Source organism: Caballeronia sp. M23-90 (genome assembly GCF_053574605.1).
Genome location: NZ_JBSIPA010000202.1, coordinates 1 through 11,045, shown reverse-complemented (window position 1 = coordinate 11,045; position 11,045 = coordinate 1). Strand labels below are relative to the sequence as shown.

The following is an 11,045-nucleotide window of genomic DNA, read 5'->3' as shown; positions in this document are numbered from 1 at the left end:
CGCCGCCGACAAGGACAAGCCTTGGGTTGCGAAGCTGGTTGCCGCGTATCACTCGGCGGCAGTCAAGCAGTTTATCGAAGGGAAGTATGCCGGTGCGGTGATCGCTGCCTGGTAACTGGACATTCCGGAAATTGCCGCGGGCAACATCGACTTGTCCTCCCGTACGGAGCAACAAGCCGCGTCCTTGCAGCAAACCGCCTCGAGCATGGACGAGTTGACCTCGACCGTGCGCAGCAATGCAGAGAACGCCGTGCTCGCGAGCACGCTTGCAGCGGACGCATCGAATGTCGCGACACGCGGCAATGAAGTCGTCGGCCGTCTCGTGAACAGCATGGCGGCGATCAGCGACAACTCAGGCCGGATTGCGGAGATCACCGGCATTATCGAAGGCATCGCGTTCCAGACCAATATCCTCGCGCTCAACGCCGCCGTGGAAGCGGCGCGCGCCGGCGAACAGGGGCGCGGTTTCGCGGTCGTCGCGTCCGAAGTACGCAGCCTCGCCCAGCGTTCATCCAGTGCGGCCAAGGAGATCAAGGGGCTCATCTCGACGTCGGTTGACAACGTCCGCCAAGGCTCGCAATTTGCGGACGAAGCAGGCGTCACCATTTCAGAAGTGACAGAGGCCGTCTCGCGCGTCACCACCATCCTTGGTGAAATCTCCTCTGCCTCGGGCGACCAGAGCCGTGGCATCGAGCAGGTCAACCTCGCAATCACGCAAATGGACCAGGTAACGCAACAGAACGCCGCGCTGGTGGAAGAGGCTGCGGCCGCTTCGCAATCGCTCGAAACCCAGGGCAGACGGCTAATCGAAAGTGTGTCGCAATTCCGGCTTGCCACTGCGCCGGGTGGGCACATGGCAGGTTGAGATCCAGATGACCGAGTCTTCGGAACCCGAGCATGAGAACGACCGGCTGACTGAACGAATTCAGCCGGTCTTCTCGACACACGTGCAAAGCCACTTTACGACTGCTTGACCCGCATTCCGGCAGTCTCAACGCTGATCCGGTTCTGGCTCCGGGCTGCCGACATCGGGCACATCTGAAGGCGATGGTCCGGGGTTCGGAGCGTCTGGCGGCGGTTCGGGAATGGTTGAGTCCAGGGTTGCGAAATCCATGATATCTCCGGCTGAGTAATTTAAAGCGAATTGCAGGTCGCCCCATGCGAGGGGTGCATTGAACGACTACAGCGTGCTTCCGGGAAGCGCATTCAAGCGTATTTGTTCCATTGGCTCGGCCAAGATTTCTTTCATGACCGGTGTTGCCTGCGTAAGTGTGGGCGCCTTCATATGCGCCTGTAATGCAGCTTCGCTTTCCCATGCCTCGTAAGTGATGAAGCGCGTCGGCTGCTCAAGGTCATTGAGCAGCGTGTACGCGAGGCAACCCGGCTCTGCCTGGAACTTGGGCAACGCGTCAAGCAGCAAGCCCTTCAACTGATCTTCCTTACCGGCACTCGCCTTCATGATGGCGATGACATTCAAGACTTCAGCCATAGTTTCTCCTTGAATGTGCTACTAGCTGGCGGTTTCATCGTCCGATGGCGTTGCCTTGTTTTCATCTTCCTTCAAATGCGGCTTCTTCCCTGGCTGTGGAGCATGAACCGCTTCAGGAGCAATCTCCTCGCCGTGATGCTTTTTCTCTTGCTGTACTTTCTTGTCGTGTGCAACGTTGCGTGGATCAGTCATGGAAACCTTTAATGGAGAGTTGATGGGAGCGGGCTGAAACCGGCGGGAGCCGAACGTGCACGAATGCAGTTGCGGCGCGGGCGACAGCTTTTTTCGCCACCTATCAGGCCATTCGCAAGGCGCATGCCTCCATGACTCGCAGGGAGGGGCCGTCGGGTCCGCCGATGATTTTTGTCGCACAAACAGCAGGCAAGATTTTCGCGGATAGTCAGGCACGGCCATGCCACAAAACGAGGCGCCTCAAAGCGACACCGAACGCAGGATATCCAATGCCATCGACGGCAATCTGGATAGGTCTCGGAATTCGCCAGGCGCGAAGATGGGAAACGGAAATGCTGGAAGCGGCGACAAACCCCGATGCCGTACTGGACGCAGTAGAACAACGAAAGACAAACGATGCGTAATCGTCAGGCACGAAAGGAACACGTAAGCCAGGTCAAACAGTTCTCACCTAACGTCTTGCACGGATAAATATGTCGTGTGCTAAGGTTAGTAAAAACCCTAGCACTGAAATTTCAGACAGGACGCGCCATGCAAACACGTTCCAATTTGCTTGAACAGCCATCGACGACATTTCGCACCGCACACTCCCGCATTGAAGCCATGCTGGAACAACTGCAGCCTACCAATGAAGCGGAGCGCGAAGCGTTTCAGATGGCTCGAGCGCTAGCCGAGGCCGGAGATGCCGAAGCCGCTGAACTTGAAATGAGTGAAGTGCTTGCGCGTCGCCGGTATCGCGTGGGCGGCCCGCTTAATACTTCACGTTAGAACATTGCCTCAAGCTGCGTAACGGGCTTTCACCAGACTCGCGGCTTGCGCGAATCCGGGGCCGTCGTTTCGCTCGCTACCCTCATCAAATTTCTTCAGTCTGGCGCATGCGCGGCAGCATGCGGTCGAATTCACGCTTGACGATGCCGTAGCATTCGCACGCACGCGCTTCAAGACCGGCCCGATCGAGCACCTTGATGCAACCGCGGCTGTGGTGAATCAGGCCCGCGTCATGGAGCTTCCCCGCTGCTTCCGTCACACCTTCCCGGCGCACGCCCAGCATGTCGGCAATCATCTGCTGTGTGACCTGCAGGTTATTCGTCGGCGTACGATCGATCTCGATCAACAACCAACGGCACAACTGCTTGGAAAGCGAGTGATGACGGTTGCATGCGGCCGTCTGCGCCACTTGCGTCAACAGCGCTTGCATATACAGCAGCATCAGGCGGCGCAGAAAATCAGAACGGTTGAAGTGCTCACGCAAGGCGCTTGCGCTCATCCGGTACGCGAACCCGCTGCACTGGACCTGAACGCGCGTGGGCATGGTGTCGCCGCCCGTCAGCACTGGAACACCTGTCATGCCTTCGCGTCCGATCGCGGCGATCTCGGCCGAACCCCCGTCTTCCATCGTGTGAAGCAGCGAGATGATGGCGGTCGTCGGGAAATATACGAAGTGAATCCGCTGTCCCGAATCACACAGCAACTGGTCCGTACGCAATTGAACGAGTTCGAGGTGGGGCGTGAGCGCTTGCCATTCGTGCGCCGGAAGCGCGCCCAAAAGATGATTGCCGTGCAGGTCGGATTGAAGCGTCAACATGATGGTCTTCTCTTATATTTTTGCGCTGTGCGCCGTACTTTTTATTCCAGCCTGCCTTGAGTTCAGTGGATGCATCTGGTGGCATCCATCGTGAACATCAAAGCGGCCAGCCCCGTAAGCAGTTCTCGTGATTGTCGTATTGCCTGTTTGTCGTTCCGGCTTTTACGACACCAGCGAGTGCTGCACCTCACTATTAGCGAGGACCGTGCCAAGAGGGGCGAAACCCAATGCCAGCAAGGGGGCAGGCTGGATATGCCGCACCGCACACAGGACCCGAAAAGATTTATGTTTCACTTCTGAACATTGGGGCGGAAGTATGCGCGGAACCATCCGACGAATGTCATCCGCGGGTTTTGTCTGCCGAATGCCTTGCCAGTAGCGCCTTGCGGACTTAAATGCCTGCTGAAACACGTTGAAATTAAGGGGGATAAACCCCTACAGACAGGCCATTCATCAGGCGATTTAAAAATGATGCAGAACTGTTCCATCGAGCTGAGTTGGATCGTCCGAGGGACGCCCGATGTATCGCCGAGCCCCTCTGGTGTGGCGAAAGCCCAGTGTGGGCGGGGTCCGCTTCAACTTGCATGCGAAATTCGGAGGCGAACTGAAAATGTTGCGTTCTTGTTTTAATGCTTCGAAAGCGAACGTGTTCTGGCGAACATCGTGGCGGTAGTGGCAGAACGATAGAGCCAGTGCCCCGTCAATGCCCTTGACGGGCCAAACGTTTGCGAAGAAATTTTGGCGCAACTACGACTCGACAATATCTAAGCGAGCCGCAACGCGAGAGATTCCCCGGGTTTCGTCCCGGCGTGCGCGCCGCAATGCCATCCCCGATAATGACCCGTCCATGTGGCGAACAAAAAGGAAGCCAACCCATGTCAACACTCGGCGACTACGAGCCGGCCATCGATACCGATTCTCTTTTGCTGAAGTGGATCCGCCGCGCGCGCGAGTCGCAGATGAGTCACTACGACATGGCCAACCTGCTCGGCAGACGCAATCGTGGACTGGGCGTCTCGGTGATCGCGCTGACTGCCCTGATCGGGACCGGCGCGTTCTTGTCAATGATCGCCACAGGCGTATCGCCTTTGGTGAGGATCGTGATCGGTCTGGTCAGTGTATTGGCATCGGTGATGGCGTCGCTGCAGACGTTCCTGCGCTATGCCGAGCGAGCCGAGCAGCATCGCGCGGCAGGCGCCCGTTATGGCGCCATCAGGCGAAGGCTCGAGGCCATTTATGCGCGGTCGCCGGACACGCGTGCGGCACACGATTTCGTCGAGATTCGCGAGGAACTCGACCGCCTGGCGCAGGAAGTCCCGAACGTGCCGACAGACGTCTTCATCAAGACGCAGCAGGACATGTCGGCAGGCGAGCGCAGCGGCTCGAAATGAATCGTCAATCGGCCACAGTGCCCATCAACGCGCGCACGTGCACGGTCGTGCCGGCAGCCAGGGCTTCAAGGCTATAACCGCCTTCCAGGATCGAAACGATGCGCCCTTCGCACGCGGTATCGGCGATACGCACCAATTCCGTAGTGATCCATTCGAAATCGCTGTCCTCGAGGTTCAGACCCGCAAGCGGATCGAGCCGATGTGCATCAAAACCCGCCGAGATGATGATGAGCTGAGGATCGAACTCGCGTATCGCCGGCAGCATGCCGGAGTCAATGCGCGTGCGGAACAGCGCGGAATCGCAGCCGCGCGGCAACGGCACGTTGACGATGTTGTGATCCACGCCTGTTTCGGATGCCGCGCCCGTTCCCGGATATAAAGGCGACTGGTGACTCGACGCGTAGAACAATTCCGGGCGATTGAAGAATGCAGCTTGCGTGCCGTTGCCATGATGGACGTCGAAATCGACGACCGCGACGCGTTCAAGCTGGAACGTTTCCAGGGCGTAGGCAGCGGCAATCGCGGCCTGGTTGAAGATGCAGAAGCCCATCGCTCGCGATGGTTCCGCATGGTGACCGCATGGCCGCGTCGCGCAGAATGCGTTGCGGGCGTCCCCGTTCATCACGGCATCGACGCCAGCACACGCCGCGCCGACGCAACGCATCACAGCCTCCCATGACCCCGGCGACATTACGGTATCGCCGCCATCGAGCGGCACGTAGCCGTGGCTCGGCGCCATTTGGGCAACGTCGTCCACAAATTCTGGATCGTGGATCAACTGGACCTGTTCGATCGTGCCAAGCGGCGCGTCGCGCCATTTGAGCGATGCAAACTCAGGCGATCGCAACGTGTCCAGCACGATTTTCAGACGTTCCGGTGACTCTGGATGATGCGGTCCGGGACGATGTTCGAGGCAGGCGGGATGGGAGAGAATGATCGTGCTGTGCATTGCAATGAACGCCTCAAGTTTTGCTGCAACTCAAACCAGCAAGCTTAAGGCCGTCCAAGCGTACACGATAATCAGACATTGTTTAACGAATCATAGGTCTTTGCTTATGCATGACCTGAAGCGTCAATATTTTGCTGTTTCAACGGGTTGGGTCGCGGGCGCGACGCTTGAACCGCTTGCGGCAAATGGGGTAGCCGCCAGAGCCGAGGCCGAAGGCGAACCGCCCGTGTCCACCAGTTTCGGTCCACCGCCGCGATAACTCGCGACCCAGACGACCGCAGCGACCGCGAGGCCAATCAGTATGGGCACGATCACCACGCCGCGGGTCTTGTGTCTCATCGAAATCTCCGGCGCACAGATGCGAAACCTACGCGCCAAAATAGTTGATCACCAGCCGCCGGACGCCCCACTGCGACTCCGAGACACTGATTTCACTGATACGTCTTGCACGGACGTCGCTCAAGAGCCGGTCCATCCCCTCGACCGAATCGCAATGATACGCGTGCGTCGCGACATGAACCCCGCCGCCCGTTCCCCTTGCGAGGTCGGCGCGGATCTGAACGAGCTGGGACATGACCGATTGCACACCTGTCACAAAGATATACGGTTCGTCCGTGTGACCAAGCGAAGCTTTTCGTGCCGATTCGTTTTCTCGATAAAGCGTCACGCCGCAGGCCGGGAATCCTGCGCCGGCACGGTGCTGACGTCCGCGCGCAAGCCGTGCGCGGTCAACAGGCGGTAAAGCGTGACTCGCGAGATGCCGAGTTCCTGCGCGGCGTCGCTGAGACGTCCGCGATGACGCAACAATGCAAGCTCGATTGCCTGCCGTTCCGCGGATTCGCGCGCCTGCGCAAGCGACACCGGTGCGACTTCCACGTAATCGGCGAGTTCGAGATCGCTGGCGCCGATTTGCTGCCCTTCGGACATCACGATTGCCCGCCGGATCCGGTTGATCAGCTCGCGCACGTTGCCGGGCCAGCCGTAGTTGTGAATTGCAGCGATGGCATCGGGCGCAAAACCGCGCAGTTTCCGGCTCGCTTCCTTCTTGAAGCGGTCGAGCATGTGCTTCGCCAGCAATTCGATGTCCTTGCCGCGTGCGCGCAACGGCGGTTCATCGAGTTGCAGGACGCATAAACGGTGGTACAGGTCGGCGCGAAAGCGCCCTTCGATCATCGCCGTTTGCATGTCCACGTGCGTGGCCGAAATGATGCGCACGTCCACGGGTGTCGACCCGTGTCCGCCAAGCCGTTCGACCTTGCGCTCCTGCAGGAAACGCAAGAGGCTCGCCTGGCTTTCGAGCGGCAGGTCGCCGATTTCATCGAGGAAAAGCGTACCGCCGTTCGCCGCTTCCACCCGTCCGATCTTGCGTTGATTCGCGCCGGTGAACGCGCCGCGCTCGTACCCGAACAGTTCCGATTGCAGCAGATGCGCGGGAATGGCGCCGCAGTTGATAGCGACGAACGGCTCATCTCGCCGGGTCGAGCGTTCGTGAATGGCGACTGCGGTCAGTTCCTTGCCCGTGCCCGATTCGCCCGAAATGAAAACGGGCGCATCGGTCATCGCGACCTTGCGGATCGAGCGGAACAACGTAAGCATGGCCTCGCAGGATCCGACCATCTCGCCTTCGGGATGGCCGTCGCGTACGTCATTCGATGTATTCACCTGCAACGCCACCATACCGAGCGCGTGGCCGACGGCATCGACTACGCGGTCATCCGAGGTGGGCAGCGTGATGTAGTCGAAGCAATAATCGCGAATCAGGCCGCGCACGGTCGCGTCTTCCAGGTCTTCACGATGGCCGAGCGCAACCCAGCCTGTCATCGAACTTGCCAGAAGTTCGTGAAGGTAACGCAGGTCCGCCGGAAATTCGAGCGACGAAAAGTCGAGAATCCCCGCCGACGGTTGCCGCGGCCCTGCTTTGGGTACCGAACCCGGTTCTAGCACCTCGACTTTCCACGCACGTTCCTTCAGGCGCGCCCGCAAAGGCGGATGCAGCGTGCGTCCTACGTAGTAAAGCGGCCTTTTTTCCCCGTGCATGGTTTTCTCTCATTGCTTTATTTGTATGACGTAGTATGCACGCTGCAAGCGGGTCCGAGTATCCGGGGCAAACGTTAAACCGGTTTTGATTCTTTAGATCAATTTAGAAACTTGATATAAACAGTTGAGGCATGTATTGCCGTTGCAGTCTCACGAATCAGCGGGGATAGGAAAAATATGCAGAAAAGGCCGGTAGCAAGACCGGCCATCTCTTAAGTTAAATTGTCGCCTGATTAATTAAGGCGCTTGAGCTGGCCGTCATCGGCATACCAGTCGACCGTGACGCCGCTCGTGTTGACCGTCACCGCACGCGGCTCACTGAACTGATCGAACGACTCGATCCCGGTCTCCCGCCCTACCCCGCTGTTCTTGAAGCCGCCCCAAGGCGAAGCCGGGTCCAGCCGGTGGTGATCGTTGATCCAGACCATCCCGAACACCAGTTTGCTCGCCACGCGGTGGGCTCGCGCCACGTCGAGCGTCCACACGGACGCCGCAAGACCGAACTGAGTGTCGTTGGCAATGCGCAGCGCATCCGCTTCGTCCTTGAAGGGCATGATCACCGTGACTGGACCGAACACTTCGCCCTGGCCGAGTTCCGATTTCGGATCGACGTCGTAGAACGCGGTGGGTTGCAGGTAGAAACCTTCGCTGAGATGCGCGGGAATGCCGCCGCCCGCAAGCAGCTTCGCGCCGTCGGCAATGCCGCGTTCCAGCATGCCGAGAATGCGCGCACGCGAGCGTCCGGAGATGACCGGCCCCAGTTGCGTGTTGAGATCGGCGGGATCGCCCACGCGGATCGCCTCGACCTTCGCGCGGAATTTCTCCAGGAACTTCTCGTAGATGGTTTCCTGCACCAGCAGGCGCGCGCCGCACACGCACGTCTGCCCCGCTCCGATAAACGCCGCGAACGCCGCACCGTTCACCGCGCGATCGATGTCCATGTCATCGAACAGGATCACCGCGCCCTTGCCGCCGAGTTCGAGCGTCGTCAGCGCAAAGGTCTGCGCGGCCGCTTCACCGATCGAGCGACCGACCTCCGTGCCGCCCGTGAACACGACCTTTGCAATCAGCGGATGGCGCGCCAGCGCGGCGCCTGCTTCCTTACCCTCGCCGTTGATCACGTTCACGACGCCGTCCGGAACACCCGCCTGCTGCAATAAAGCAACGAGGCGAACGGTGGTGAGCGGTGTCTGCTCCGACGCCTTGATCACGACGCTGTTACCGGTCGCAAGCGCAGGCGCCAGGCTCTTCGACAGGATCATCAGCGGATGATTGAACGATGTCATCAACGCACACACGCCGAGCGGCACGCGCTGCGTATAGCAAAGATACGGCCCTTCGATAGGAATCACATCGCTGCGGCGCGTGAGTGCAAGCGCGGCGAAGTATCGGTAAAACTGCGGCAAACGCGATATCTGCGCACGCGTTTCGACGATCGGCCGGCCGTTGTTGAGCGTCTCCAGCTTGTAGAAGTTTTCGAGGTCGGCTTCGAACAGATCGGCAAACCGGTTCATCACGCGCGCACGTTGCTGGAACGGCATGTCGCGCCATACGCCGCTTTCAAACGCGTTGTGTGCGCACTGCACCGCGCGGTCGACATCCTCGGCAGATGCCTTCGACAGCGTGCCGATCGCCGCGCCATCGGCCGGATTGATGATGTCCATGGTCTCGCCCGAGGCGGCGTCGACGAACTTCCCGTCTATGAACAACTGCGCGCTCAGGAACTGCTTGTTCACTGCATCCATCTTGCTTTCTCCGTTTACTTGAGCGGGGACACCCGCGTATCGGCGCCGACATCGAGACGCGCGGGGGCGTCCGTCGGCTGAATATCTTCCAGGCGCTGGCCGGTCGGTTCCACACCGAGCCATGCCACCACCACGATCTGAATGGCCAGCAAGCCGATCATCAATGCGAGCACGCCGACTACGCCGTAATGCCCGAAGAGCGCCACAACAATAAACGGCGTGACGATGGTCGCACCCCGGCCAAGCGTATTGCATATGCCCGACGCCCGCAGGCGCACTTCAGTCGGGAACAGTTCGGGCACGTAGATCGCGAACAGCAGGGCGACCAGCACATAAATGGGGATCACGAGCAGCAGCCCGACGACCGGCAACATGACCGGGTTGCTCACGAACGGATAAATAGCGCCGAAGATGATCGCAAGGAAAGATGCGCCGATGATGGTGGGCTTGCGGCCCCACCGGTCGGCGGTCAATGCGCCGATGCCCGAACCGATGGGCGCACCGATAGACATCACGAGCGCATAGCCGAACGACTTCGCAATGCTGAAACCCTGATGAACGAAAAACGTGGGCAGCCAGGTAACGAAGCCATACAGCAAGGTGTTGATCACCACCAGCGTCACGCATCCAACGATCATGCGCGGCAACATCGCCCCGGTAAAAAGCGAGCCCAGCGCACGCGAGGGCGCAACGGAAGGCTTCGGCGATGGCGCGGGCAACGTGCCGCCGTGTTCGGCCTTCACTTCCGTTTCGATCTTCGAGAGAATTGCTTCGGCATCCTGATGGCGCCCGACCGACTCCAGCCAACGCGGGGACTCCGGCAGCGATTTACGCGCGTACCACACGCCGATTGCGCCGATCCCGCCGAGCACGAACATCGCACGCCAGCCCATGGCAGGGATCAGAAACAGGCCGATCAATCCCGCCACCGGCAAGCCCGAGACCACGAACACGGCCATCAGTCCCTGCATCTTGCCGCGCGACGCGGGCGGCGCGAACTCGGTCAGCGTCGAATAACCGACGACGTTTTCCGCGCCGAGCCCCAGGCCCATCACGAAGCGAAAAGCGATCAGCACCATCATGTTCGGCGCGAGCGCAGCGCCCAGTGAGGCGATGCCGAATACCATCAGGTTGGTCTGGTACGTGAAGCGCCGGCCGAATCGATCGCCGAGAAAACCCGTCGCCAGCGAGCCCAGCATCATGCCGAAGAATGTGAGCGACACGAACAGCGCGTTTTGGCCGAGCGTGGAAAAACCGCTTTGCAGCGTGGCGCCGAGGACGGTCGAGGCCACGTAGATATCGAAGCCGTCGAAGAACATGCCGATCCCGATCAGCCACATGATGCGCTTGTGAAAGCCCGATACCGGCAGCCGGTCCAGGCGTGCGCCTGCATTCACATTCATTTCCGTCTCCTGCAAACCATCGAGGGTTTGTCGTAATGCATGACCAGTTATTTCGATGCCATCAGCCGCAACGCCGACACCGTCAGCGTTTCCGTCGCGCACCGGAAGTTGTGTTCGAGCGAGCTTTCCTCCGCGTTCTGGAAGAAGGACTTGCACTGCCGCGCGCCGGTTTCGTCAAGTGCGAGGATTCGTTCAACGAGCGCATCGGTGTCCGCCTGCAACGCGTCGGGCGCGCAGACGCGGGTCACGAGGCA

Annotated in this window: 12 protein-coding genes and 2 pseudogenes; 4 read left to right on the top strand and 10 right to left on the bottom strand. The window is 59.7% G+C overall.

The genetic code is table 11. From position 1 onward, the window contains the following. A partial coding sequence (locus tag ACRXB1_RS19625; RefSeq protein WP_449492935.1) for a MetQ/NlpA family ABC transporter substrate-binding protein occupies positions 1–115 on the top strand: 115 nt, incomplete at its 5' end. Positions 116–127: 12 nt separating this feature from the next. Beyond that, positions 128–865: pseudogene (locus tag ACRXB1_RS19620) on the top strand (methyl-accepting chemotaxis protein); the annotation flags it as partial. Positions 866–1,180: 315 nt separating this feature from the next. Here ACRXB1_RS19620 and ACRXB1_RS19615 read toward each other — a convergent pair. Further along, positions 1,181–1,489 carry a putative quinol monooxygenase gene (locus ACRXB1_RS19615; RefSeq protein ID WP_086382830.1) on the bottom strand — a complete coding sequence of 103 codons (309 nt, stop codon included), beginning with the start codon at positions 1,487–1,489 and terminating at the stop codon, positions 1,181–1,183. 21 nt (positions 1,490–1,510) lie between these two features. Next, on the bottom strand, positions 1,511–1,681 hold the full coding sequence (locus tag ACRXB1_RS19610) for a hypothetical protein (RefSeq protein WP_086382831.1): 171 nt from the start codon (positions 1,679–1,681) through the stop codon (positions 1,511–1,513). Between the two features lie 531 nt (positions 1,682–2,212). On the opposite strand from ACRXB1_RS19610, the gene ACRXB1_RS19605 reads away from it, so the two are divergent. Further along, positions 2,213–2,449 (top strand): hypothetical protein, encoded by a 237-nt coding sequence (locus ACRXB1_RS19605; protein ID WP_062002932.1) that lies wholly within the window; start codon positions 2,213–2,215, stop codon positions 2,447–2,449. An 85-nt stretch (positions 2,450–2,534) separates the two neighbouring features. On the opposite strand, the gene ACRXB1_RS19600 is transcribed toward ACRXB1_RS19605, so the two are convergent. Then, positions 2,535–3,266 carry a Crp/Fnr family transcriptional regulator gene (locus ACRXB1_RS19600; RefSeq protein WP_449492934.1) on the bottom strand — a complete coding sequence of 244 codons (732 nt, stop codon included), beginning with the start codon at positions 3,264–3,266 and terminating at the stop codon, positions 2,535–2,537. Between the two features lie 875 nt (positions 3,267–4,141). Between ACRXB1_RS19600 and ACRXB1_RS19595 the strand changes: the two genes are divergently transcribed. Then, positions 4,142–4,657, top strand: a complete 516-nt coding sequence (locus ACRXB1_RS19595; RefSeq protein ID WP_075359027.1) for an SLATT domain-containing protein — start codon at positions 4,142–4,144, stop codon at positions 4,655–4,657. A gap of 4 nt (positions 4,658–4,661) precedes the next feature. On the opposite strand, the gene ACRXB1_RS19590 is transcribed toward ACRXB1_RS19595, so the two are convergent. From ACRXB1_RS19590 to ACRXB1_RS19560, 7 genes and pseudogenes are all read right to left on the bottom strand, one after another. After that, positions 4,662–5,606, bottom strand: coding sequence for a histone deacetylase family protein (locus ACRXB1_RS19590; RefSeq protein WP_449492933.1), 945 nt, complete (start codon positions 5,604–5,606; stop codon positions 4,662–4,664). Between the two features lie 123 nt (positions 5,607–5,729). Beyond that, a complete protein-coding gene (locus ACRXB1_RS19585) occupies positions 5,730–5,945 on the bottom strand; it encodes a hypothetical protein (protein WP_062170817.1) in 216 nt (71 codons plus the stop codon). A gap of 28 nt (positions 5,946–5,973) precedes the next feature. Then, entirely contained in the window at positions 5,974–6,180 is a 207-nt protein-coding gene (locus tag ACRXB1_RS19580) for a hypothetical protein (protein ID WP_143325597.1), read from the bottom strand. A gap of 89 nt (positions 6,181–6,269) precedes the next feature. Then, positions 6,270–7,643 carry a sigma-54 dependent transcriptional regulator gene (locus ACRXB1_RS19575; protein ID WP_062170813.1) on the bottom strand — a complete coding sequence of 458 codons (1,374 nt, stop codon included), beginning with the start codon at positions 7,641–7,643 and terminating at the stop codon, positions 6,270–6,272. 233 nt (positions 7,644–7,876) lie between these two features. Next, positions 7,877–9,388 (bottom strand): aldehyde dehydrogenase, encoded by a 1,512-nt coding sequence (locus ACRXB1_RS19570; protein ID WP_062170811.1) that lies wholly within the window; start codon positions 9,386–9,388, stop codon positions 7,877–7,879. Between the two features lie 14 nt (positions 9,389–9,402). After that, positions 9,403–10,791: an MFS transporter gene (locus ACRXB1_RS19565; RefSeq protein ID WP_062002924.1), complete on the bottom strand. Its 1,389-nt coding sequence runs from the start codon at positions 10,789–10,791 to the stop codon at positions 9,403–9,405. Positions 10,792–10,838: 47 nt separating this feature from the next. After that, positions 10,839–11,045, bottom strand: a pseudogene (locus tag ACRXB1_RS19560) (enoyl-CoA hydratase/isomerase family protein); the annotation flags it as partial.

What these genes read in the sequence shown, in the direction of transcription:
- ACRXB1_RS19615 (WP_086382830.1), bottom strand. Translation starts at nt 1,489, where the DNA reads ATGGCTGAAGTCTTGAATGTCATCGCCATCATGAAGGCGAGTGCCGGT.
- ACRXB1_RS19610 (WP_086382831.1), bottom strand. Translation starts at nt 1,681, where the DNA reads ATGACTGATCCACGCAACGTTGCACACGACAAGAAAGTACAGCAAGAG.
- ACRXB1_RS19605 (WP_062002932.1), top strand. Translation starts at nt 2,213, where the DNA reads ATGCAAACACGTTCCAATTTGCTTGAACAGCCATCGACGACATTTCGC.
- ACRXB1_RS19600 (WP_449492934.1), bottom strand. Translation starts at nt 3,266, where the DNA reads ATGTTGACGCTTCAATCCGACCTGCACGGCAATCATCTTTTGGGCGCG.
- ACRXB1_RS19595 (WP_075359027.1), top strand. Translation starts at nt 4,142, where the DNA reads ATGTCAACACTCGGCGACTACGAGCCGGCCATCGATACCGATTCTCTT.
- ACRXB1_RS19590 (WP_449492933.1), bottom strand. Translation starts at nt 5,606, where the DNA reads ATGCACAGCACGATCATTCTCTCCCATCCCGCCTGCCTCGAACATCGT.
- ACRXB1_RS19585 (WP_062170817.1), bottom strand. Translation starts at nt 5,945, where the DNA reads ATGAGACACAAGACCCGCGGCGTGGTGATCGTGCCCATACTGATTGGC.
- ACRXB1_RS19580 (WP_143325597.1), bottom strand. Translation starts at nt 6,180, where the DNA reads ATGTCCCAGCTCGTTCAGATCCGCGCCGACCTCGCAAGGGGAACGGGC.
- ACRXB1_RS19575 (WP_062170813.1), bottom strand. Translation starts at nt 7,643, where the DNA reads ATGCACGGGGAAAAAAGGCCGCTTTACTACGTAGGACGCACGCTGCAT.
- ACRXB1_RS19570 (WP_062170811.1), bottom strand. Translation starts at nt 9,388, where the DNA reads ATGGATGCAGTGAACAAGCAGTTCCTGAGCGCGCAGTTGTTCATAGAC.
- ACRXB1_RS19565 (WP_062002924.1), bottom strand. Translation starts at nt 10,791, where the DNA reads ATGAATGTGAATGCAGGCGCACGCCTGGACCGGCTGCCGGTATCGGGC.